At 63.2% G+C, this 23,139-nt stretch carries 22 protein-coding genes; 4 read left to right on the forward strand and 18 right to left on the reverse strand.

Features of this window, described 5'->3' with window-relative positions:
• The 10 genes from Q0K02_RS10920 to Q0K02_RS10965 form a co-directional block, all read right to left on the reverse strand.
• A partial coding sequence (locus tag Q0K02_RS10920; RefSeq protein WP_294488685.1) for a site-2 protease family protein occupies nt 1–380 on the reverse strand: 380 nt, incomplete at its 3' end.
• Nucleotides 381–524: 144 nt separating this feature from the next.
• Entirely contained in the window at nt 525–1,781 is a 1,257-nt protein-coding gene (gene dxr, locus Q0K02_RS10925) for a 1-deoxy-D-xylulose-5-phosphate reductoisomerase (protein WP_294488689.1), read from the reverse strand.
• Between the two features lie 107 nt (nt 1,782–1,888).
• Entirely contained in the window at nt 1,889–2,710 is an 822-nt protein-coding gene (locus Q0K02_RS10930) for a phosphatidate cytidylyltransferase (protein ID WP_294488693.1), read from the reverse strand.
• Nucleotides 2,703–3,437, reverse strand: coding sequence for a polyprenyl diphosphate synthase (gene uppS, locus Q0K02_RS10935; RefSeq protein WP_294488695.1), 735 nt, complete (start codon nt 3,435–3,437; stop codon nt 2,703–2,705). Before uppS ends, Q0K02_RS10930 begins: the two co-directional genes overlap by 8 nt.
• Before the next feature lie 123 nt (nt 3,438–3,560).
• The gene (gene frr, locus Q0K02_RS10940) at nt 3,561–4,121 is read right to left on the reverse strand and encodes a ribosome recycling factor (RefSeq protein ID WP_294488697.1); all 561 of its coding nucleotides are present in this window, start codon (nt 4,119–4,121) and stop codon (nt 3,561–3,563) included.
• 1 nt (nt 4,122) lies between these two features.
• Nucleotides 4,123–4,839 carry a UMP kinase gene (gene pyrH, locus Q0K02_RS10945; protein WP_294488701.1) on the reverse strand — a complete coding sequence of 239 codons (717 nt, stop codon included), beginning with the start codon at nt 4,837–4,839 and terminating at the stop codon, nt 4,123–4,125.
• Between the two features lie 2 nt (nt 4,840–4,841).
• Nucleotides 4,842–5,672: a glycosyltransferase family 2 protein gene (locus tag Q0K02_RS10950; RefSeq protein WP_294488705.1), complete on the reverse strand. Its 831-nt coding sequence runs from the start codon at nt 5,670–5,672 to the stop codon at nt 4,842–4,844.
• A 125-nt stretch (nt 5,673–5,797) separates the two neighbouring features.
• Nucleotides 5,798–6,628 (reverse strand): translation elongation factor Ts, encoded by an 831-nt coding sequence (gene tsf, locus Q0K02_RS10955; RefSeq protein WP_294488708.1) that lies wholly within the window; start codon nt 6,626–6,628, stop codon nt 5,798–5,800.
• A gap of 27 nt (nt 6,629–6,655) precedes the next feature.
• Nucleotides 6,656–7,405 (reverse strand): 30S ribosomal protein S2, encoded by a 750-nt coding sequence (gene rpsB, locus Q0K02_RS10960; RefSeq protein WP_294488711.1) that lies wholly within the window; start codon nt 7,403–7,405, stop codon nt 6,656–6,658.
• Nucleotides 7,406–8,153: 748 nt separating this feature from the next.
• Nucleotides 8,154–8,861: a hypothetical protein gene (locus tag Q0K02_RS10965; protein WP_294488714.1), complete on the reverse strand. Its 708-nt coding sequence runs from the start codon at nt 8,859–8,861 to the stop codon at nt 8,154–8,156.
• A gap of 248 nt (nt 8,862–9,109) precedes the next feature.
• Here Q0K02_RS10965 and Q0K02_RS10970 point away from each other — a divergent pair, with 248 nt between their 5' ends.
• From Q0K02_RS10970 to Q0K02_RS10985, 4 genes are all read left to right on the forward strand, one after another.
• Nucleotides 9,110–9,808 (forward strand): metal-dependent hydrolase, encoded by a 699-nt coding sequence (locus Q0K02_RS10970; RefSeq protein ID WP_294488716.1) that lies wholly within the window; start codon nt 9,110–9,112, stop codon nt 9,806–9,808.
• Between the two features lie 940 nt (nt 9,809–10,748).
• Nucleotides 10,749–10,943 (forward strand): hypothetical protein, encoded by a 195-nt coding sequence (locus tag Q0K02_RS10975; protein ID WP_294488718.1) that lies wholly within the window; start codon nt 10,749–10,751, stop codon nt 10,941–10,943.
• The gene (gene lptF / locus Q0K02_RS10980; RefSeq protein ID WP_294488720.1) at nt 10,940–12,112 is read left to right on the forward strand and encodes an LPS export ABC transporter permease LptF; all 1,173 of its coding nucleotides are present in this window, start codon (nt 10,940–10,942) and stop codon (nt 12,110–12,112) included. The genes Q0K02_RS10975 and lptF overlap by 4 nt, the downstream gene beginning before the upstream one ends.
• Nucleotides 12,109–13,176, forward strand: coding sequence for an LptF/LptG family permease (locus Q0K02_RS10985; protein ID WP_294488723.1), 1,068 nt, complete (start codon nt 12,109–12,111; stop codon nt 13,174–13,176). The genes lptF and Q0K02_RS10985 overlap by 4 nt, the downstream gene beginning before the upstream one ends.
• 1,131 nt (nt 13,177–14,307) lie before the next feature.
• On the opposite strand, the gene Q0K02_RS10990 is transcribed toward Q0K02_RS10985, so the two are convergent.
• From Q0K02_RS10990 to Q0K02_RS11025, 8 genes are all read right to left on the reverse strand, one after another.
• The gene (locus Q0K02_RS10990) at nt 14,308–14,877 is read right to left on the reverse strand and encodes a GNAT family N-acetyltransferase (protein ID WP_294488726.1); all 570 of its coding nucleotides are present in this window, start codon (nt 14,875–14,877) and stop codon (nt 14,308–14,310) included.
• Nucleotides 14,878–15,188: 311 nt separating this feature from the next.
• Nucleotides 15,189–17,003: a translation elongation factor 4 gene (gene lepA / locus Q0K02_RS10995; RefSeq protein WP_294488729.1), complete on the reverse strand. Its 1,815-nt coding sequence runs from the start codon at nt 17,001–17,003 to the stop codon at nt 15,189–15,191.
• Between the two features lie 253 nt (nt 17,004–17,256).
• Entirely contained in the window at nt 17,257–17,946 is a 690-nt protein-coding gene (locus tag Q0K02_RS11000; RefSeq protein ID WP_294488732.1) for an amino acid ABC transporter permease, read from the reverse strand.
• Between the two features lie 2 nt (nt 17,947–17,948).
• On the reverse strand, nt 17,949–18,743 hold the full coding sequence (locus Q0K02_RS11005) for an amino acid ABC transporter ATP-binding protein (RefSeq protein WP_294488735.1): 795 nt from the start codon (nt 18,741–18,743) through the stop codon (nt 17,949–17,951).
• 14 nt (nt 18,744–18,757) lie between these two features.
• Complete coding sequence (locus Q0K02_RS11010; protein WP_294488738.1) at nt 18,758–19,432, reverse strand: amino acid ABC transporter permease; 675 nt, start codon at nt 19,430–19,432, stop codon at nt 18,758–18,760.
• A gap of 159 nt (nt 19,433–19,591) precedes the next feature.
• Complete coding sequence (locus Q0K02_RS11015) at nt 19,592–20,335, reverse strand: ABC transporter substrate-binding protein (RefSeq protein WP_294488740.1); 744 nt, start codon at nt 20,333–20,335, stop codon at nt 19,592–19,594.
• Between the two features lie 802 nt (nt 20,336–21,137).
• Complete coding sequence (locus tag Q0K02_RS11020; RefSeq protein ID WP_294488742.1) at nt 21,138–21,572, reverse strand: thioesterase family protein; 435 nt, start codon at nt 21,570–21,572, stop codon at nt 21,138–21,140.
• 431 nt (nt 21,573–22,003) lie between these two features.
• Entirely contained in the window at nt 22,004–22,756 is a 753-nt protein-coding gene (locus tag Q0K02_RS11025; protein ID WP_294488745.1) for an SDR family oxidoreductase, read from the reverse strand.
• Nucleotides 22,757–23,139: the final 383 nt, after the last annotated feature.

A 23,139-nucleotide genomic window follows, 5' to 3' on the forward strand; every position in this document is an offset into this window, starting at 1 on the left:
GTGAGGCCCCAGTAGATGATCCAGGCGATGACGAGGTTCATGAACGGCCCGGCAAAGGCAATGATGAGCCGCTGCCAGGCGGGTCTGTTGTTCACGGCCTCTTCCTGGGTGAAGCCGAGGCTTTCCACTTCGTTGCTGTACTCGCCCACGCCCGACACGTAGCCGCCGAAGGGCAGCCAGGAGAGCCGATATTCGGTTTTGCCGCGCTTGAAGCTGCACAGCTTCGGCCCCATGCCGATGGAAAAGGTGATGACGCCTACCTTGAACGCGCGGAAGGCGAGAAAATGGCCGAGTTCATGAAAGAAGATGAGTCCGCCGAACACCAGCACCACGGCGAGGGCGGCATCCCAGTAGGAAAGATAATGGAGTAGTGACTGCATGGTTTCCCGATGGGGCGGAGAGTGTCCGCTCCGTTGAGGTTGAACGGACTGCGGCGGGAGCGCAGTGCTGTTTGCGCCGCAGGCGATGTTCCGGCGCGACCGCAGGGCGGGTATGCGCCTCGCTCTGCGGGGGAACGTTCGTGGTCAGGGCCGCCAGGCTTCCGCCTTGCGGCGGGTGGCGCTGTCGGTTTGTTCCACGGCCTCCACGGCGCGGGCCGCCTGCGGAGCAAGGGGGCCGTCGTCGAGGTCGAAGTTCTGCCTGTCGGAGGCGTCGTCGAGCATGTCGCGCACCAGAGCCGGGATGTCGGTGAAGCCGATGTCTCCGGCAAGGAAGCGCGCCACGGCCACTTCGTTGGCGGCGTTGAGCTCCACGGTGTGGCCCTGGGCCAGGGCGCGGCGCGCCAGATCGAGGCAGGGGAAGAGGTCGAGACGCGGCTCCTCGAAGGTGAGGGTGCCGATTTTGGCGAGATCGAGAGGCCGGATGCCCGTGACTCTTCCGTCAGGAAGATAAGGCCAGGAAAGGCAGTCGGCAATAGGCACGCGCATGTCCGGCACGGCGAAATGTCCCATGAGGGCTCCGTCGGCGAGTTCCACGAGCGAATGCACGATGGACTGCGGATGCACCACCACCACGACGTCGCGCGCGGGCATGTGATAGAGGTGGCAAGCCTCGATGATTTCCAGCCCTTTGTTCATGAGTGTTGCGGAATCAATGGTGATTTTTGCGCCCATGGACCAGTTGGGATGTTTGAGGGCGTCTTCGGGGCGGACGTTTTTGAGAAATGCGGCGTCTTTGGTGCGGAAGGGGCCGCCCGAAGCCGTGAGCACAAGGCGGGCGATGTCGTTTTCGCCGCGGCCGACCATGCCCTCGAACAGGGCGAAGTGTTCGGAGTCCACGGGGAGGATGACCGCACCGGTGCGGCGGCAGATGTTGCGGATGAGATCGCCCGCGAGCACCAGCGATTCCTTGTTGGCGAGGCAGATGGTCTTGCCTGCCGCGGCGGCGGCCACGGTGGCGCGCAGGCCCGCTGCGCCCACCTGGGCGGAGAGCACCATGTCCACGTCGTCGAGGGCGGCGAGGGCGGCGTAGCCTTCCTGCCCCCAGACTATTTCGGGCCGGTAGGAGGAAGGAAGCAGGGCGGCGAGGGCGTCCACGCCGTGGGGGCCGTCCTTTTCCAGCACGGCGAGGCAGGGGGGACGCCAGGCTTCCGCCTGCTTCGCGAGCAGGGCGATGTTTCTTCCTGCGGCGAGCGCGCGCACCTCGAAGCGGCCGGAGTCGCGCCAGGCGTCCAGCACGCGCAGGGTGCTGGTGCCTATGGAGCCGGTGCAGCCCATGAGGGCCACGCGGCGGGGAAAGGGCAGGGCGTCGAGTTCGCCGGGAATCTTGCTGATGTACTTCATGAAAGAGCGCTTGTTGGAAAGGTCGGCGCGGGGGGGCGCTGCCGAAAAAAGGGCAGGCGTTTTCCGAACGGGCCGGAAAACGCCGGAAAGAGTTGCCGTCTGCCTGACTACTGGGCGGCCTGGGCGAAGAACGGATACAGGGCCGAGGCGGCGGCGTAGGTTCCCACGCAGAAGGAAATGCTGTCGAGCCTGTCGAGCACGCCGCCGTGACCGGGCAGCAGGTGGCTGGAATCCTTGACGTTGACGGCGCGCTTCAGGGCGGATTCAAAGAAGTCGCCAAGCTGCGCCATGATGCCCATGCCCGCGCCGAGGGCGGCAAAGGCCCAGAGGGGGGCGCTGCCGAGGGCGAGGCCCATGCCGCAGGCCACGACGATGGAGGCCAGAAGGCCGGCAATGGAGCCTTCCATGCTTTTCTTGGGGCTGACGCCGGGCCAGATGGGATGTTTGCCGAAGCTCACGCCGGCGAAGTAGGCGGCCATGTCGGAAGCGGCGGGCAGCAGCACGACGAAGAGCTGTTCCCAGCGGGTGAAGTGCATGGCCGGGGCGAGCAGCAGAGGAATGTAGAACACGCCGCAGATCATGACTGCGGCGCGGCGCAGCGGATCCAGCGATTTTTCGCGGCTCCATGCGACGAGGGCGTAGATGGCGGCAAGCATGGCGCACACGGCGAGCGCGGGCTCGGACGGAAGAGAGAAGGCGCTTGCGGCGAGAAAGACGAGGCCGAGCACGAGGCCGAGGATTTTCATGCCCCATCCGCCGGAGGGCTGGAACAGGAAGAGAAATTCGCCCAGCCCCACGAGGGAGAGCAGCGCGACCAGGCCGGAAACGTACCATCCGCCCATGACCCATGCCGCAATGAGCACGACGGCGAGCACGGCGGCGGTGATGAGCCGCAGGCCGAGTCCCGCGGCGCGAAACTTGTCATTCATAGCATTTTCCTTCTGTAGCCGAGTGGAGCTGCTCGCTGGTTCTGCCGAAGCGGCGGGTGCGTCCGGCGTAGCTGCCGAGGGCCTTGTTGAGTTCTTCCGGACCGAAGTCCGGCCAGAGCACGGGGCTGAAATAGAATTCGGCGTAGGCGCTCTGGAAGAGCAGGAAATTGCTGAGACGCTCTTCCCCGCTGGTGCGTATGACGAGATCCGGATCGGGCGTGTTCGGCGCGTAGAGGTAGGAGCGGAACGTTTCTTCGTCGAGCTCTTCGGGGCGCAGCCCGTCGGCAATGGCGCGGCGCGCGGCCTGAAGAATTTCTTCCCGGCCGGAATAGCTGATGGCCAGCGTGAACACCATGCCTCGGTTGGACGCGGTTTTTCTGAGCGCGTAGTCGAGAGCCTGACGCACGGCAAAGGGCAGATCCTTCTTGTCGCCTATGAAGTCGAGGCGGATGTCCTGCGCCATGAGTTCGGGCATCTCTTCGCGTATGAAGCGCAGAAACAGCTCGAACAGAAAGCTGACTTCCTTTTCGGGCCGCCGCCAGTTTTCCTTGGAAAAGGCGTACACGGTCACGTAGCCTATGCCCCTGTTCCGACATTCGCGCACCAGGGTACGCACGGCGTCCACGCCGGCGAGGTGTCCCTGCGAGCGGGGCAGACCGCGTTCCTTCGCCCAGCGGCCGTTTCCGTCCATGATGACCGCAATGTGCTGCGGCAGTTGATCTTCCATGCGCCATCCATGATGTCGAAAAGCCGGGCCGGACCATGCCGCCCGGCTCTTCCGCACAGGATTTCCGCCCGTCGAAGTCCGCACGACGCCTTGTTTTTCGATGCGTCGGCGGACTTCGTCGGGTCAGATTTCCATGATTTCCTTTTCCTTGGCCTGAGCCTTGGCGTCGGCCTTCTTCACGAAGGCGTCGGTGAGCTTCTGCACGTCGTCCATGGCCTTCTTGAGCTCGTCGGCGGAGATTTCCTTATCCTTTTCGAGCTTCTTGAGGGCGTCGTTGACGTCGCGGCGGATGTTGCGCAGCGCCACTTTGGCGTCTTCGGTGTACTTCTTGCTCACCTTGGTGAGCTCGCGGCGACGCTCTTCCGTGAGCGGCGGCACCGTGATGCGGATGATGCGGCCGTCGTTCATGGGGGTGAGGCCGAGGTCGGACTTCAGAATGGCCTTTTCCACCGGGGAGAAGGCATTGCGGTCCCAGGGCTGAATGGTGACGGTGCGGCTGTCGGGCACGGCCACAGAGGCGAGCTGCTGAATGGGCGTGAGCGTGCCGTAGTAGTCAACCTTGATGTTGTCCACAAGGCTCGTGGTGGCGCGGCCGGTGCGCAGTTTGCCGAAGTCGCGGTCGAGCGCGACGAGGGCCTTTTCCATGCGTTCTTCGGCGTCGAGCTGCAAGGTCTCGATATCCATATTATTCTCCCTTTACAATGGTGCCTGCCGCTTCGCCGCAGACAACGCGTTTGATGTGCCCGCCGAACATGCTGCACACAATGACGGGCACGCTGTTTTCCTGCGCCAGCGTAATGGCCGTGGCGTCCATGACCTTGAGGTGGCGGCGCAGCGTCTCATCGTAGGAGAGCTGATCGAAGCGTACCGCGTCGCTGTATTTCATGGGGTCCTTGTCGTACACGCCGTCCACCTTGGTGGCCTTGATGATGGCGTCGCACTTGAGTTCCGTGCCGCGCAGGGCCGCCGCCGTGTCGGTGGTGAAATAGGGATTGCCCGTGCCCGCCGCGCAGATGATGATGCGGCCCTTTTCCATGTGGCGAATGGCGCGACGATGAATGTAGGGTTCGCAAAGCTCGCGGATGTCGATGGCCGAAAGCACGCGCGTGGGGCAGTCCATTTTTTCGAGGGCGTCCTGCACCGCCACCGCGTTCATGACGGTGGCAAGCATGCCGATGTAGTCGGCGTTGGAGCGATCCATGCCCTTGGCCGAGGTGGACAGCCCCCGGAAAATGTTGCCGCCGCCGATGACCAGCGCGAGCTGCACGCCCAGCTTGGCGACGTCGGCGATCTCCTTGCAGATGCTGTGTACGGTGTCGGGATCTATGCCGCTGCCTTTTTCACCGGCCAGAGCTTCGCCGCTCAGCTTGAGCAGCACGCGCCGGTATTTGAGTTCGCTCATCGTCATCCTCTTGTGGAATCAGGGTGTCGGGAATCGTCCGCCTCGGGCAGGCCGTGATCGTAGGGCGCACCCCAGCCTCCTTCGTGAATGCGGACATATTTGAGAAACGTGTAGAACGCCGTGTGCGCGGCCATGAGAAAGCCCGCCCGGCCGTCGAGAAGGCCGAGCTTGCGCACATACATGTCGACAAAGCGCCACAGACCGTGGCCGAGGCCGACGAGCACGCCGCCCTTGCGGCCCTGCGCTTCGAGATCGCGCGCGCCGCGTTCGGCATAGTCGTTGAGCTTGTCGAGCTGATTTTGGAAGCTGCAGTAGGTGTAGTGCAGCATGTCGCCGTCGAGATCGCCCCAGGGGCCGGCGGGCACGAACTTCTGATGCGCGCCGCTGTTCTCAATGCGGATGGCGTCCGGCCGGAACAGACGGAACAGCCTGTCGGGATAGCAGCCGCCGTGCTTCAGGAATCTGTCGAAGTACCAGGTGCGGCGGGGCATGGAAAAGGCGCTCTTGTCGCCGGGATTCTCCAGCGCGGCAAGAATGCTTTTTTTCAGCTCCGGCGAGATGATTTCGTCGCAGTCGAGCATGAGCACCCATTCGGTGGGAGCGTTGGCGGCGAGCCAGTCGATGCCGTAGCGTATCTGCTTGGCGTTGCCCGGCCACTTGTTCTGGATGAAGATGGCCCCGTGTGCGCGGGCGATGTCTTCCGTCCTGTCGGAGCTGAAGGAATCCACAATGAGCACGCGGTCGCAGAAGGAAAGGGATTCGAGACACTTTCCCAGCAGGCGTTCGCCGTTCAGGGTAATGATGAGGGCGGTAAGTCGTACGGGAGCTTCCATGAGGCGATCCGTAAAAAGGGCATAAAAAAGGGGAGAGAATGTTCTCTCCCCTTGTATCCTGAACTCTTGTCGGATTCAAGCTCGGCAGCGCGACTTTTCCATAAAAGTCGCGAAGACGGGCCCGATTACGCGCCGAGCTGGATGCGGACGAACTTGCTGACCTTGATGGAGCAGCCGGCGGCCTTGGCGGTGGCCTTCAGGAGATCCTGCACGGTCATCTTGTCGTCGCGGATGTAGGGCTGATCGAGCAGGCAGACTTCCTTGCAGTACTTCTTCACGGCGCCTTCGGCGATCTTGTCGATGATCTTCTCGGGCTTGCCTTCGGCAAGGGCCTTCTGACGATACACTTCGCGTTCGCGTTCGAGCAGCGCGGGATCGAGGCTGTCGGCGTCGAGGGCGAGGGGGTTGGAAGCGGCAATCTGCATGGCCACGTTCTTGGCGAATTCGGCCACGGTGGCGTCGGCGGGCTTGTCGGTGTCCACTTCGACGAGCACGGCGAGCTTGCCGTTGGAATGCACGTAGGTGCCGATGACGCCTTCGCCTTCAATGCTCATGCGCACGAAGCGGCCGAGCACGGTCTTTTCGCCGGTGGAGGCGGCCAGCTCGTTCATGCTGTCCTGGAAGGCGTCGAGGTTTTCGGGGTTGTTCGCGGCCACTTCCTGGGCCACGTGCTTGGCGAAGTCCTGGAACTTTTCGCCGCGGGCCACGAAGTCGGTTTCGGTCATCACTTCAACGATGGCGGAAACCTTGCCGTCGGCGCTGGTGGCGGAGGCGATCACGCCTTCGGAGGTGGCGCGGTCGGCGCGCTTGGCGGCCTTGGACAGGCCCTTCTGACGCAGCCAGTCGAGCGCCTTTTCCACGTCGGCTTCACATTCGGTGAGAGCCTTCTTGCAATCCATCATGCCGGCGCCGGTCTTGTCGCGCAGCTCCTTCACCATGGCAGCGGTAATAGCCATTGTTATGCTCCTTGCAAATAAAAGGGGTTATTCAGCGGCTTCGGCCGTTTCGGCGGCCTTCTGCATGGCAGCTTCGGGATCGGCCACTTCCTTGCTCTGGGCGGCGCCTTCGAGGCAGGCTTCGGCCATGGCGTTCACGAACAGCTTGATGGCGCGGATGGCGTCGTCGTTGCCGGGAATGATGTAGTCGATGACGTCGGGATCGCAGTTGGTGTCGGTGACGGCCACGATCGGGATGCCGAGCTTGCGGCATTCCTTCACGGCGATCTCTTCACGATGCGGGTCGATGATGAACACGAGCTGGGGAAGGCTGTCCATGTCCTTGATGCCGCCGAGGGTCAGATTCAGCTTGTCGAGCTCGCGCTGGAAGCTGAGGATTTCCTTCTTCTGATAGCGGTTCACGGAACCGTCGGCGAACATGGCTTCGAGCTTCTTCAGACGTTCGATGCTCTTCTGAATGGTCACGAAGTTGGTGAGGGTGCCGCCCATCCAGCGGTTGGTCACGTAGGGCTGACCGGCGCGGGAGGCTTCGGCGGCCACGGCTTCCTGAGCCTGGCGCTTGGTGCCGATGAAGAGCACCTTGCCGCCGTTGGCCACGGTTTCCACGATCTTGTCATGGGCGGTGCGGAACAGCTTCACAGTCTGCTGGAGGTCGATGATATGGATGCCGTTGCGGGCGCCGAAGATGAAGGGGCGCATCTTGGGGTTCCAGCGACGGGTCTGATGACCGAAATGCACGCCGGTTTCCAGCATCTGTTTCATGCTGACGTAAGCCATGGTAATTCTCCTTGAGAAAAAAGGGTTTGTCTTCCACATCGACCCCTGGCCCTTCACCCGTTGACGCCCTTCGTCTCCGGGAACCCTGGCCGCTGCCGATGTGTGCATTATGTGTAACTTGTGGTGTCTATCCTATTTTTCCCTGCAAGGCAAGTGTTTTCCGGGCGGCGTGCGCGGGACATTGTCGGCGGCGGGGAAACCGGGACGGGAGAGGGGCGGCAGAGCGGGGCGGGGCTGCCCGCGGGGGATTTTTTGGCGGCAGAGGGAGCTGCGGCGGGAAAGGCGTTGCGCGGAAGAGGCGGCAGCGTGAGGCGGGCGTCGCGCTGCCTCTGCGGGCGGGGGGAGTTGTCTGAGAGGGGGCTTCTCGACCGTCAGGCACGCAAGGGAGAATACGGCAGGACTGGCCTGCGAGGGGAGACGATTCTGCGGCGGGGACGCGGAAGAGCAGTCGTCGCGCGGAGAAGAGGGGAGTTCCTTTGCGTGAGGGAGGGCGTCTGCGGGAAAAAACTCGTCTGTTGAAGGGGTGGCGCGTCCGCCCGGCGGGAGTTTTTTTGCGGAGCGGTGGGCGCGCGCGGAAGCTTTCTTTGCGGCAGAGGGGCGGGGCCATCGCTGCGGGGCGTCTTTCACGGGAATTTCGTCCGTTGGACGGGGCTCCGTCTGCTCGCGGAAGAGGCGTCCGCCGGGGGGCCGTCGTCGAAAAGGCCGTCGCCGCGACGGCTTGCCGGGAACGACTCGTGTCCGTGCGGGATTATTTTTTTTCGGGCTTGTTGCCGCGCACGATCATGTCGGCGAAGGCGGTGGCGGTTTCCTTCACCCAGTCGAGGTGGGGTTCGGGGGCGTCGTTGCCGAGAATGGAGCTGACGGTGACGAAGAGCACGGTGTCCTTCACGGGAACCACGGCGGTGGCCACGGCCGTGGAAAGCCAGCTCTTGGGGCCGCGTTCCATCATATTAAAGTGGATGAGACTGGTGTACAAAAAAGCGCTCGACGTGCGCACGGAATCCACCAGCAGGGGCGTGCCCGTGGAGAGCGCGCGTTCGAGGGCCTTCTGACGGTTTTCCAGCTCCTGCGCCGGGGTGTCGGTGCGGCTGCGCGGTATGCGCGAAAAGCCGATGAAAAGTCCTTCCGTGGAGCGGGCCAGCAGCTCGGCGTCCTTCTGTTCCAGGGGGCGGTTCTGGCCTTCCAGGGCGCAGATGAGCACCTGCCTTGTGACGGCGTCGCGGCTGCCGTAGCGGTACTGATGCGCCATGTACTGCGGCAGATACATCTTCACGAGCCGACCGTGACGCACGGCGTTTTTTTCGGTGTCGAGAAAAAGGTCGGACTCGCGATCGGTAAGTTCGGTGAAGCCGTCGGGCGCGGAAAACTTGAGGGAATCCACCCCGTCGTCGAAGGCGCGGGCGGAAAGGGGAAGGCAGAGCAGAAGCGTGAGAAGCAGGGGAAGAACTGGGCGCATGGCGAACTCCTTGCGTCGCGGCAGGGCCGCTCGAAAGCGGCGCGGCCCGGAGATGAACTCCGTGCGCTGCGAAGCCCTTCGAGAGTTGCCCGGCGTCGGGATTTTTGTCAAGGCTCGGGGGCCGCTTACGGCTTGACCGTGAGCCGAGGTGATATTAAAAGGAAAAAACCGTTTCCGTCCCCTTCGTTTTTGCGGAGGAGTCCTCGGGAAGTTGCTTCTTCCCTTTCCCCCTTACCCGTGGAGGAATCATGTCTCAGCTGCATATTACCTGGTATGGCCATTCCAACGTCATGCTCAGTGAAAACGGCGTGTCCGTTCTTTTCGATCCGTTTTTTGAAGGCAATCGCTTTGCGCCCGACTGGCGCGAGATTCCCCGTCCCGACATTGTGGCCCTGACGCACGATCACGGCGATCACATGGGTCAGACCGTGGAAATCGTGCGCACCACCGGAGCCATGCTGTACTGCATCGCTGACCTTGTGGGCTACTTCCGCGAACGCGGCGTGCCGGAAGGTCAGATCATCAACTACGGCATGGGCGGCAACGTGGACGGCACGCTGGAATTCAAGGGAACCAAGCTCACCATGACGCAGGCGTTCCATTCCGCGGCCATGGGCTCTCCTGTGGGCTACGTGGTGGAAATGCCGGGCGGACACACCGTGTACCACGCCGGCGACACCGGCCTGTTCGGCGACATGACGCTCATTGCCGACCGCTTCAATCTTGATCTTGCGCTGCTGCCCATCGGCGGCGTGTTCACTATGGACGGCAGGCTGGCCGCCAAGGCGGCGGGCCTGCTCGGCGCGCCCGTGGCCATGCCCATGCACTACCGCACCTTCCCGGTGCTGGCGCAGAACGCCGATCTGTTCGTGGAATCGCTGAAGGAATTTGCTCCGACCTGCCGTCCGCTGGTGATCGAGCCCAACGAGATGGTGGTGCTGGACTGATTTCGGCACTCGGATGCCCCGTCTTCCGGGCATGCCCTCGGAGGCGGGGCCGACTCGCCTCGGCATGAGGGGCGCATCCCCTCGGCCGCGGGCGAGTCTGCGCCCGGGCGTCGGCCTTGCAAAAAAGCCGATGCCCCCGCGCAGTTTTCCTGCCTTGCTCCGTTGTCGGCAGACGCGGGCGGAAACGCCCCTCGGACGTCCGGCGTGTTGTCGGCGGGGGCCTGTCTGATCGCCCTTCGGCGGGAGCATCCTGTCCGCAGGATGTGAGCCGTTCAAAGGGGCCTTTTTTTCGCGGAGCTGCCCCGGCTTCGGAGCCTCGCAGGGCGGAGGATTTTTCGTCCCGTCGCGAGGCGCGGGCTTCCGGGAAATTTCACGACCGGCGCTTTGCGATGGCTTCGCGCAGAGCACTGCCTCTTCCCCCAGCCGGAGGGCTTCCGCGCAGGCGGGCCGCGCATCCGTCCCCGCAGGAGAGTCCGGCGGCGACGGCCCGGCGCAGGTCGTGCGCGGGCGGCGCTGAGACAGCCTTGGTGCTCCGCTCTCTGCGCTGCCTTGAGCCTCTCCCGCGTGGGATGCCCGGGCGGCGGAAGGCGCTTTCGCGCGGCGCAAATGCCCGGCGTGCGGCATCCGGCGTTCGGGCGTCAGGTGCGCTTTGCGGCGAGGCCTCATCCGCGTTTCGGGAAGAGTCGGACGCCGACGACGCAGGCGGAACGCGGGCGGCAATGTTCCTGCGCGGGCCGTGCGCGCCCCGGGCCCGGACTCCCGCAGTGCGAGGCTTCCGGCATGTGCAGGTCCGCTTCCCGGATGTCCTTCAGCGCGGAGTTTTTTCCGCCGGGGAAGAGGGGCTTTTCCCGCTTCATCATTTTTCCGAAAAGGGTTATCATGGGTCGGTTCCGCTGCGGCGTCCCGCCGCGGCCGAAGACTGACGCATGGGGAGACGCCTATGGCCACCGTTATGCAGCACGAAGAACTGATACGCCGCGCCCTTGCCTATATTCTGGAACGCAGACGCGACTGCCCCGGCGCGGACGCCGCCGAGCTTCTGGACAGCGCCGGCGCGCGCTTCAATCTTTCGCCCCTCGATCAGGAGGCGCTGGAAAGACTGCTTTCGCTCAAGTCCGACGAGGGCGTCGCATGAATCTTCTCCAGCGACGCCTGTTCCTGGAGCACGCCAAGACGTTTTTTCTGTCCATGGCCGTGCTCCTGCTGTTCATCCTCATGGGCCGCGCTCTCCAGCTGCGCGACATGCTCCTCGGTCTTGAGCTGAGCATCTGGGATACCCTGCGCCTGTTCGGATATCTGAGCCCGTTCTTTCTGCTCATCATCTGCCCCATCGCCTGCATGCTGGCGGTTTTCCTCACCTTTTTGCGCATGAGCACAGACAGGGAACTCGTCGCCCTCAAGGCCGGCGGCGTGAGCCTGTATCAGATGCTGCCCGCGCCGCTCCTCTTTTCCGTGCTCTGCGCGCTGTTCGGCTTCTGGATTTCCGTGTACTGGCAGGCCTGGGGCATGGGACATTTTCGTTCCGAGGTGCTGGACATCGCGAGCAGCAGCGCCCGTGTGGTGGTGCAGCCCGGCGTGTTCAACAAGGACGTGCCCAACATGGTCATGTTTGCGCGCAAGGTGGATCCCGTCACCGGCACCATGGCCGGCGTGATGGTGGAAGACCGGCGCGCCGCCGACACCACCATGACCATTCTTGCCCCCGACGGCAGCCTCGACGCCGACTACGAAAACGGCGAACTCATCTTTCTGCTCAAGAACGGCCGCAGCTACACCGAAAAGGATAATGCGCTCTCGGTCATGGGCTTTCAGGAATACGCCGTGCGCCTGAGCTTCGACTCTCTGTTCCAGGGCGTGGACATGGGCCCGGTCAAGCCCAAGGAATACACATGGGCCCGCCTCTACGACACCCAGAACGAACGCGAGCTCCAGAAGACCGATCCGCGCATGGCCCGCAAAATCGTGGTGGAACGGCACAAGCGTCACGTGTTTCCCATTGCCTGCGTGGTGCTGTGCATCTTCGTCATACCCATTGCCACGTCGTTTCAGGGCCTCAAGCAGCAGACAGGCGTGCTCATGGCGCTGCTTCTGTTCCTCGTGTATTACAGTCTGCTCATGCTGGGCATCAGTCTCGGCGAAAGCGGCGATCTTGATCCGGCCATCGGCCTGTGGGTTCCCAACGCGGTCTTTCTGCTGATGGGCCTCTACGGCCTGCGGCTCGCCGCGCAGGAACGCATGCCGCGCATCACCGAATACTGGAATTCCCGCAAGAGCCGCAAAAAGAAGAAGGGGGCCGAGGCATGAGCCTGCTTTTCCGATACATCTTCCTGCGGCACGCCCGCCTGCTGCTGCTCATCATGGGCCTCGGCGTGGGCATCTACCTGCTCACCGACATCGTGGAACGCGTGGACATCTTCATTGAAGCGGGTTCCGGCATAGGTCTGGTGCTCCAGTACTTCGGCGTTCGCCTGCCTTCCATCATCGCGCAGATCCTGCCCGCCGTGTTCCTGCTGGCCACGGTGGTCACCCTCTGCCTCATGGGCGGAAGCCGCGAACTCACGGCCCTCCACGCCGGCGGCATTTCCTTTGCCACCGTGGCCGTCATTCTGGTCATGTGCGGCGTGTTCTGGGGCGTCGTGCAGTTCTGCTGCTCGCAGCTGCTCGCCGTGCAGGGCGAACGCTATTCCCAGCAGATATGGCAGGAAGAGGTGCGCAAGAAAAATCTCGACGATCGTACCCTCGACGACGTGTGGTTCATGGAAAACGGCTGGACCGTGTCCGTGAAAACCCTCAGAGCCGACGGCGAAGGCTCCGGCTTCTCCGCCTTCCACGTCCGTGACGGCGGCTCCGACGTGGACGTCATCGTGCGCGCCCCCCGCGTGAAGGGCAGCGAAAACGGATGGGTGGCCGCCAACGCCGTGCGCCTCTATCCCGATACCTACCAGAGAGAAAACCTTCCCCGCCTGGAACTGCCCCTGCATCAGGATCCGGAACTCTTCTTCTCTACGGAATCCAACAACCTGCAGCAGCTCCCGCTCTGGCAGCTCGGCGACGCCATCAGCCAGCTCGGCGCGGCGGGCTCCAACGTGGACGGCCTGCGCACCGTGTGGCACGGAAAAATCGCCTACGCCGCCTCCCTCGTGGTCATGGCCGTGCTCGGCGCTGCCATCGTGTCCCGCTTCCCCAATATCTACATCGCCGTGGCCATCAGCATGGCGGGTACCTTCATCATGTACGCCCTCACCATGTTCGGCGAATCCCTGGGCCAGCGCGGAACCCTCCCTCCCTTCATGGCCGCCTGGGGACCCGATACCCTCCTGCTCCTCATCGCCGTCGGCAGACTCTACCTCGTCAGCATCCGACGCTGACACCCACACACCATACACCGCAACCAGCGCGGATCGGCTCGCCCCGGTCCGCGTTTTTTTCGCTCGGAAAGACAGGAAAGGCAGGAAAGGCAGGAAAGGCAGGAAAGGCAGGAAAGGCAGGCGGGGGAAATAATTCCCCCCGCGCCCCCCTGTTTCCGCCGACGGCTTCGCCCTCGGCGGGGAGGGAGTGTGCAGGCAAAGCGAGTTGCCTATAACTGAGGCCGTGCAGAAAGGTCATGACTGCAGAGGGCGGGGTGCTTGGCGGGCGTTGTTCGGTCTGCGGACTCAGTGCAGGTGTGTCCTGTCGGACCCACCTGCGGTGGCCGACTCCTGTCCGGCCTTCGCCGGACAGTCGTGTCAAAGGAAGAGATTTCCAGATGTTTTGGAGGGAACATCGAGGCAGGTTCGCACATGCAGACCGGAAGGCCGTCTCCCAACGCTAGGGGGCCCGCGACCTGTCTTCAGACGGTCGCGCCGACGGGCATAAGCAGGCGGGATTCATTCCCGCCGTTAAACGCAATGCCCGTCGTACAAGTCCCGCAGGCCGAACGGCGTGTCTTGCGCAAACGGGACGTGGCGGACTCCGGGCGCCCGCATGCCGCCCCACCTGCGGTGGCCGACGCCTGTCCGGCCTGCGCCGGACAGGCGTGTCAAAGGAATAGATTTTCAGATGTTGGGGGAGAAGTATCCGGCGAAAGAGGCCCGCTGATGGAGGAATGTCCGGGGACGCTGGTGGGGAAGGCAGCGCCCATAAATAAAAGTTTTAGGAAGGAGGATGGGGGTGCGGGGGAAGGAGGAAAGCCCTTTTTCAAAAGGGTTTCCTCTTTTTCCCGCAATCACAACTTCTTTGCGCCTGTTTTCGGCGCGGAGGTTCAAACAGCACAAAGCGCACCTCAGCGCGTTGTCAACGCTCCGGGGAGTGCGGATGACATTGGAAAATTGAAGGGAAAAGGAAGTATCCGGCGAAAGAGGCCCGCTGATGGAGGAATGTTCGGGGACGCTGGTGGGGAAGGCAGCGCCCATAAATAAAAGTTTTAGGAAGGAGGATGGGGGTGCGGGGGAAGGAGGAAAGCCCTTTTTCAAAAGGGTTTCCTCCTTCCCCCGCATCTCTCCCCCTCTCTCTCTTTCTTCCTAATCTTCTATTTCCGAAAACGGGGTGAAGGGCTGCGGGGGGTCGGAGGGTTCGGCGAGGCGTTTTTCCATCCAGACCATGTCGTACCAGCGGTTGAACTTGAAGCCGCAGCGGGGGAACTCGCCCACGGTATGGAAGCCCATGCGGGTATGGAAATGGATGCTGGCGAGGGTGAGGTGTTCGTCCTCCTTGGGCGGGCGGGCGATGCAGGCGTAGAGCAGCAGGATTCCCTGTTTTTGCAGCAGGGATTCAAGGCGGTTGTAGAGCATGGCTCCGAGGCCGCGGCCGCGTTCGTTCCGGGCCAGGTAGATGGAGGCTTCGGCGCACCACTGGTAGGCCTTGCGCGGGTGGAAGGCCGAGGCGTAGGCGTAGCCGAGAATGGAGCCGTTCTGTTCGGCGACGAGCCACGGATAGCGGGCGAGGGTGTGGGCGAGTCTTCCTTCAAAGTCCTGAAGGGTGGGCACATCGTACTCAAAGCTGATGGCCGTGTTCTGCACGTAGGGCGCGTAGATGTTCAGCATGGCCGGAACGTCGGCCGCGGTTGCCGTGCGGATGCGAATGTCGTTCATGAGAGCCTTCTGCAACGCAGTGTTTCGGAATGGGGCGTCTGACCGGAGAAGCGGCGGCCTGAGGGAAAGCGCGGAAGCTGCCTGCGCGGCTGCGGATTGATCCGGCGGGGAAGGGAAGAAGCCGGGGAGACCGCGCACTGAGGGAGGGGCTTGAACGGAGCGTTTGACGGGACGTTGCTGGAAGCGGGCCGCGACGCCTGCGCCCCAGGTACTGAAAAATAAAAAGTTTTCGGAAAGAGGATGGGGGTGCGGGGGAAGGAGAAAAGCCCTTTTTCAAAAGGGTTTTCTCCTTCCCCCGCCGAATTTCTCTCTTACTTCCCCCCGTCGTCGCCGACTTTGAGGGCGGCGAGGAAGGCTTCCTGGGGCAGTTCGACGTTGCCCATGCGTTTCATGCGTTTTTTGCCTTCCTTCTGTTTTTCGAGGAGTTTGCGTTTACGGGTGATGTCGCCGCCGTAGCATTTGGCGAGCACGTCCTTGCGGTAGGCGGAGACGGTTTCGCGGGCGATGACCTTATTGCCGATGGCGGCCTGGATGGCGACCTCGAACATCTGGCGCGGGATGGTGCGTTTGAGTTTGAGGGCGAGGGCGCGGCCGTAGGGATAGGCGTTGTCCTTGTGAACGATGACGGCGAGGGCGTCCACGGGGGCGCCGTTCAGCAGGATGTCGAGCTTGACGAGGTTGGATTCGCGGTAGTCGATGGGGGTATAGTCCATGGAGGCGTAGCCGCGGGTTCCGGATTTGAGCTTGTCGAAGAAGTCGAACACGATTTCCGCGAAGGGCAGGTCGTAGGTGATGACGGCGCGGTTGGTGGTAATGAATCCGAGATTCTTCTGGATGCCGCGTTTTTCTTCGCAGAGCTTGAGCACGTTGCCCACGAATTCGGTGGGAACGTGGATGTCCATGCGCACGTAGGGTTCGTAGAGGGCCTTGATTTTGGAGCCGTCGGGGAACTTGGCGGGGTTGTCGATGGTGAGGGTTTTGCCGTCGGTGGTGTCCACCTTGTAGATGACGGACGGCGCGGTGGCGATGAGTTCCACCTGGAATTCGCGTTCGAGGCGCTCCTGGATGATTTCCATGTGGAGCAGGCCGAGGAAGCCGCAGCGGAAGCCGAAGCCGAGGGCCGAAGAGGTTTCGGGCTCGTAGGAGAAGGCGGCGTCGTTGAGCTGGAGCTTTTCGAGCGCGGTCTTGAGGTTTTCGTAGTCGGCGGCGTCGGTGGGGTAGAGGCCGCAGAACACCATGGGCTTGACTTCCTTGAAGCCGGGCACGGGCTCGTCGGCGGGGTTGTCGCGCAGGGTGATGGTGTCGCCCACGCGGGCGTGGCCGAGTTCCTTGATGTTGGCGCACAGGAAGCCCACTTCGCCGGCGGCGAGTTCCTTCACGTCCACCACGCCGGGGGAGAACACGCCGAGACGCACCACTTCATAATCGCGATTGCCGGCCATGAGGTGAATCATGTCGCCGAGCTTGAGGGTGCCCTCCATGACGCGGAAGAGCACCACCACGCCCTGATAGCTGTCGTACCAGGAATCGAAGATGAGGGCCTTGAGCGGCGCGCTGCGGTCGCCTTTGGGCGCGGGCAGCCGATGCACGATGGCGTCGAGCACCTTGTCGATGTTGAGGCCGGTTTTGGCGGAAACGTCCACGGAATCGGTGCAGTCGAGGCCGATGGTGTCTTCGATTTCCTGGCGCACGCGGTCGGGGTCGGCGCTCGGCAGGTCTATCTTGTTGAGAATGGGCACGATTTCGTGATTGTGATCGAGCGCCATGTAGACGTTGGCGAGGGTCTGGGCTTCCACGCCCTGGGTGGCGTCCACCACGAGCAGCGCGCCTTCGCAGGCGGCGAGGGAGCGCGACACCTCATAGCCGAAGTCCACGTGGCCGGGGGTGTCGATGAGGTTCAGCACGTACTCGGTGCCGTCCTTGTCGGTGTAGGGAATGCGCACGGTCTGCGCCTTGATGGTGATGCCGCGCTCGCGTTCGAGATCCATTTTGTCGAGGTACTGATCGCGGGCCTCGCGGGCGCTCACCAGACCGGTGTATTCAAGGATGCGGTCGGCGAGGGTGGACTTGCCGTGGTCGATGTGGGCGATGATGCAGAAATTACGGATACGATCGAGTGAGGTCATGCGTCTTGGGGGTAGAAGTTGACGGCGTGTTTCACCGCAAGGAACCATGGTAGCGCGGGAGGCGTCTCTCTTCAAGGGGGCGCGTTGCCTGAGCGCGCCGTTGCCTGAGCAGCCGCCGGAGCCTCGGTGCGGAGCGAACCGGACAGGCACGACCGGGCAGTCGTGAACCGGGCCGGAGCGAGCCGGGCGGCGCGGCGAAGCTCGGCGGGAATCGGCGAGGCGGGGCAAAGAGCCGCGGAAGCTTGCCGCGCCGCTATTTTTGTGCGCCGAATCCGGGAATGGACAGCTTCTTTTCGAGCCTGGCGAGGAGCCAGGTGGCGGCGCTCACCATGACGAGGTAGTAGCAGGCGGCCACGAGATAGACTTCCGTGGGACGGAAGGTGCGGGAGACGAGCACTTTGGCTTCGCCGGTGAGTTCGATGCAGGTGACGATGTACGCCAGCGAGGAATATTTGATGAGATAGATGATTTCATTGCCGCAGCCGGGCAGGGCGCGGCGCACGGCCTGGGGCACGATGACGGACCAGATGGTCTGCCACCTTGTCATGCCGAGGGCTTGCGCGGCCTTGATCTGCCCCTGCCGGATGGAAAGCAGGGCGCCGCGCACGTATTCCGACTGATAGGAGGCCGTACACACGATGAAGCCGATGAGGGCGGCGGCGTAGGGGGAAAGATAGATTTTCACGCCGGGGAGGCTGGGCAGGCCGAAATAGAGGATCATGAGCTGCACGGTGAGGGGCACGCCGCGTATGACGGCCACCACGGCGTCGGTGCCGCGGCGCATCCAGGGGGTGCCGAACACGCGCATGACGCCCATGACCACGCCGATGAAGCCCCCTATGAGCGAGGCGGGAACAATGAGCTGGAGGCTCATCATGAGGCCGCGGTCGAGGTAGGGCATGACGCGGGTGGTGAGGAAGGTGGGATCGAGAAAGTCGAACATGATCAGTTCTGAGCCTCCGGGGCGGGTTCGGCTTCGCCGCAAAGTTCAAAGAGGCGGGTGCAGAAGTCCTGGGTGCGGGTCTGGGCTCCGGGAGCGAGCAGTTCTTCGGGGGAGCCCTGTTCGATGACTTTGCCGGCCTCCATGAAGAGGATTTCGGTAGCCACGGCGCGGGCGAATTCCATCTGATGGGTGACCATGATCATGGGCATGCCGTGGGCCGCGAGATCGCGGATGACGGTAAGCACTTCGCCCACGAGTTCGGGATCGAGGGCGGAGGTGGGTTCGTCGAGCAGCAGAATGGTGGGATCCATGGCCAGGGCGCGGGCGATGGCGACGCGCTGCTTCTGACCGCCGGAGAGCTGGGCGGGATAGAGCTTGGCCTTGTCTTCGAGGCCCACGCGGGCGAGTTCCACGTGAGCGCGTTCGAGGGCGTCGGCGCGGCTCATGCCGCGCACCTTGCGCAGGGCGAGGGCGACGTTGCGTTCGGCGGTGAGGTGATCGAAGAGGTTGAATTCCTGAAAGATCATGCCCACGTGCTGACGCAGGTCGTAGAGTTCTCTGGTGTTCTTGAAATCGACCTTGCGGTCGCCGAGCCAGATTTCGCCCTGATCGGGTTCGAGCAGGCAGTTGATGCACTGCAGAAAGGTGCTCTTGCCCGCGCCGGACGGGCCGATGAGCACTTTGACGTCGCCCGGACGCATGCTGATGGAGCAGTCGTCGAGGATTTTTCGTCCGGTAAGATATTTGGTGAAGTGTTCCGCGCGAAGAATGGGGGTGTCGTTCTGAGGAGCGTTCATGGTGTCTCCCGGCATCACATGCCGGAGTTGCTGTAGCCGGGGATGCGGGCTTTTCGTTCGAGGCGGCGGAGCAGGGTCACGCCCGCCATGGTGATGGCGAAATAGATGAGTCCGGCGGTGATGTAGAGGGGCAGGTGCTCGTAGGTGCGGGAAGCCACGAAGTGGGTGCGCGCCATGATTTCGGGAGTGCCGAGGGCGAAGCACATGGCCGAGTCCTTGAGCAGGATGGAATATTCGTTGGACCATCCGGGAATGGACAGTCTGAGAGCCTGAGGAAGAATGACGTGCCGGATGGTCTGGAAGTCGGTCATGCCGAGGGCGCGTCCGGCCTTGAGCTGGCCTGCGGGCAGGGACATGATGGCCCCGCGGAATATCTGGGACTGATAGGCGGCGCTGGTCATGCCGAGCACGATGCAGGAAGCGCCTATGGTGCCGACGTCGAGACCGATGAGGCCGAACAGGCCGTAGTAGAAGAGGAAGAGCAGGAGCAGAACGGGCACGCCGCGGAAGAACCATACATAGAAGCTGACGAGCAGGGCGGCGGGTTTGGGGGCGTACACCTGCGCGACCGCCATGGGCACGCCGAGGCAGAAGCCCAGGGAAAGAGCTCCCGCCACCAGCACCACGGTGACCAGCGTGCCTTCAAGGATGTAGGGGAAGGCTTCGATGATGGTGGAAAGAATATGCACTGTTGAATCCGGTAGGAATGAGGAATGCACGCTGCGGCCGCGCGGCCGTTGAGGGACGGGGGCCCGGCATGAGCGCGCGCCCGGCCCGGAAATCGGGCAAGGCGCGGGATGAGCAATAAAAAAGGAGACCGGAAGGCCGGTCTCCCGGGACGCGGCGTATTACTTGTTGGAGAGGTACTTGGCCTGAAGTTCCTTCCAGTAGGGATCGGCCTTCAGCTTGCGGTAGCCTTCGTTCACGAGGTTGAGCAGTTCCTTGTCGTCCTTGCGGATGGCGACGGCGAAGTCGTCGTCGGGGGCGAAGGTGCCTACGATCTTGACGGGCTTGCCCTTGTTGATGGCGTCGTTGGCGGGAGCGCTGTCGAGGGCGATGGCTTCGATGCGGCCGTTGAGCAGGTCTTCCACGGCGAGGGGCGCGGAATCGTAGAAGCGCAGTTCGTAGGAGAGCTTTTCTTCGACCTTCTTGGTTTCGAGCAGTTCATGTTCGTTGGTGCCGCGCTGCACGCCGAGCTTGGTGGGGCCGTGGATGGCCTGATCGGCGGTGAGCTTGGAATCGGCGGGAACGAGAATGACCTTCTTGATGGAGTAGTAGGGTTCGGAGAAGGCGACCACGGCGGCGCGTTCGGGGGAAACGCTCATGCCGGAGCAGACCATGTCGATCTTCTTGTTCATGAGGGCGGGCACGATGCCGTCCCAGTCCATGGGCTGATGCGTGACTTCAAAGCCCATGTGCTTGGCGATCCAGTCCATGGAGTCCACGTCGAAGCCGGCGGGCTTGCCGTCTTCGCCGACGTAGGCGAAGGGAGGATAGTTGGCGTCGATGCCGTTGACGTAGGTTTTCGCCTGAGCGCCGGCGGCCATGCAGAGCACGGCGAGGGCCGCAAGGAAGCAGGAAAGACGTTTCATGTGAGCCTCACGAAAAGATTGAAAGTGATGATTTTCCCTGCGAGGGAATATATAGAAAAAAAGCCTGAGAGGCAATACGAAGCGGGGGCGGCTTCGGGAAAAGGCGCAGGCGGGCGGGGGAATGCGGAAGCGGGGGAGGGGCGCGGCTGGGATGACCCGGAGTGTTCGGCGGCGCGGCCGGTATGGCGCAGCGGAGAAGGGCGCGGAGATTCGGGGCCGCTGGGGGATGGCGCTGCCGCGGCAAAGGCGGGGCGCTGCGTCGGAAGGGAGCGAAAGCCGGGGAATTGCGCCGGGGCTCGCCTGCGCCCGGCAAGGCGCGGAGAACCGGGGAACCTGCGCGGCGGATGTTTCGGCAGTCCGCGGACCTGAGAATGTCGATGCCGTCGGAGGGCAGAGCGCGAGGAGTGCCCGGCAGGGACACTCCGCGGGGAAGCTCTTGTTTGCCTTGCTGCTGCCGGAGGCGTCAGGGGGCGACATTCCGGGGCATCTCCGGTCTTGGGAACATGACGCCGCGCCTTTTTTCTTCCGGCGGCGGAGCGCTTTGGCGGCAGAACATCGGCGTCGGCGAAGGGGCGGCGTTTTGCGGGCGTGAAGGCGGGTGCGGGAAGAGCGGAAATTCGGCGTCACCCGAAGCGCCGCGCCTCGGGTGGCGTTGCTGCGGAGGGGGCCGGGGGGCGTCGGGGAGGTCTCGCGGAGCATGCGCGTCGGAGGCAAAGAATCGAAGCCCTGGCGGGAGCGCGCTGCGGTGCGGGGCGCTTTTCTGCCGGACGCGCTTTGCCGGAAAGCCGCGTCCGGCAGAAGGCTAGTCGCTTTCCGCGTCGCACTTCGTGCCGGAGAGCTTTTCCTTGATCCACTCGGGCACGGCCACGGGACGCCCTTCGCGGTTGACCACGGCGTGCAGGGTCATGCCTTCACAGAGCAGCCTGGTGCGGTCTTCGTTGTAGATTTCGTAGCGGAAGCGCACCGAGGCCCGACGCCATTCCGTGATGCGGGCGTGAATCTGCACGTGATCGTCGTAATGCGCGGGGGAACGATAGCGGCATTCCACTTCGCGCACGGGCAGCATGAAGCCCGCTTCTTCAATCTTGCCGTAGCCGAGCCCGGCCTCACGACACATGGCCCCGCGGGCCCGTTCAAAAAAATGAATGTATTCGGCGTAATACACTACGCCCATGGCGTCGGTTTCGCCGTAGGAAACGTAGTGGGGAAGCCAGACTTCGGCAAAGGTTTCTTCCATGGAAGCGTCCTTGTTTCTGGAATGATGGAAAACGTCGGCGATGACGGGAAATGTCGGCGCGGGGCGTCGGCGTTGCCTTGAGCGGCGCAGCGCGCAGAAAAGAGGAAGCGCAAAGAGCCTCGGCGCGCCGTTTGCGCCAAAGTGGCGGGAAGGCGGCCGGAGGCGTCGGCATCGAAAACGAGGGCCCGGGCCGCAGATGTTCGCCCGCAAAAGGGGAGCGTCCGCCCGAAAACGGCGGTCGTGACCGTTGCGCCCTCTGCCGCGCGGCGTCGAACGCTCAGCGTCGGCGCTTTCGCCGCACGGGGGCGTCATGGGCGCGTCATGCCGCAGACGCAGGATGCACCTTGCGGACGGGCCGGACGGCAGCCCGAAAGCGGCGCGCGACAAAAGAGCGCCCGGCCATGAGCGCTTTTTGGCCGCGCGCTCTTGAACTACATGCCCTTTTTCACCAGCGGGCCGCTCGGGCACTGGCAGATGGGCATGATTTCCACGCGGTTGATGTTGATGTGCGTCGGACGATGGGTCACCCAGAACACCGTTTCGGCGATGTCCTGCGGGGTGATGGGGCTCGTGCCTTCATAGACGTTCGCGGCCTTCTGCGTGTCGCCGTGGAAGCGCACGATGGAAAACTCGCTTTCCGCGAGGCCGGGTTCGATGTTGGTCACATGAACGTTGGTGCCGAGCAGATCGGCGCGCAGGGAGAGGCTGAACTGCTTCACGAACGCCTTGGAGCCGCAGTACACGTTGCCGCCCGCATAGGGATAGTTACCCGCTATGGAGCCGAGCATGACGATGTGACCGCGGTTGCGCGCCACCATGCCGGGCAGAATGGCGCGCGTGGCGTAGAGCAGGCCCTTGATGTTGGTGTCGACCATGGCGTCCCAGTCGTCGAGGCTGCATTCCTGCGCCGGGTCAAGACCGAGAGCCGCGCCGGCGTTGTTGAGCAGCACGTCCACGTCGTTCCATTCGCCGGGCAGATTGCCCAGGGTTTCGGTCACGGCTTCTCTGTCGCGCATGTCGAGGGGAAGGGGCAGGAAGGCGTCGCCGAGTTCCTGATGCAGGGCGTCGAGACGTTCGACTCTGCGGCCCGTGCCGGCCACGTGCCAGCCTTCGGCGGCGAAGAGACGCGCGGTGGCCAGGCCGAAGCCCGACGTGACGCCGGTAATGAGAATGTGCTTGGGCATGGAACACTCCTTGCTGTAAATGATGAACGCCGCAACGATAGCCGTTTTGACGGGCCAAGGCAACCGGATGCGCGCCGAAGACGCATGGCTCCGGCGCGCGCCAAGGATGCAGCAGTCAGAAAGACGTTCGGCAAAAGGGAGGCGCATTTTGAAACAAAAAAGTTTCAAAAGAGAGACGCGGCGCGCCTTCGACAACGCAGAAGCCGGAGCGTGCTGCGTCTTTCGTCTGCATGGGCGGCGGAGAATTTCTTTATGGGAACGACGTCCTCTTCGGGAAAAGCGTTCGCAGGAGTCCTCCGACGGAGGCAAGTTCCGCGGATTTTTTGAAAAAAAATGGGGAGGCCGGCGCTTGACTCAGGTTTTTCGCCTTATTAAAAGGATGT

Source organism: uncultured Mailhella sp. (assembly GCF_944324995.1).
Classification (GTDB): domain Bacteria; phylum Desulfobacterota; class Desulfovibrionia; order Desulfovibrionales; family Desulfovibrionaceae; genus Mailhella.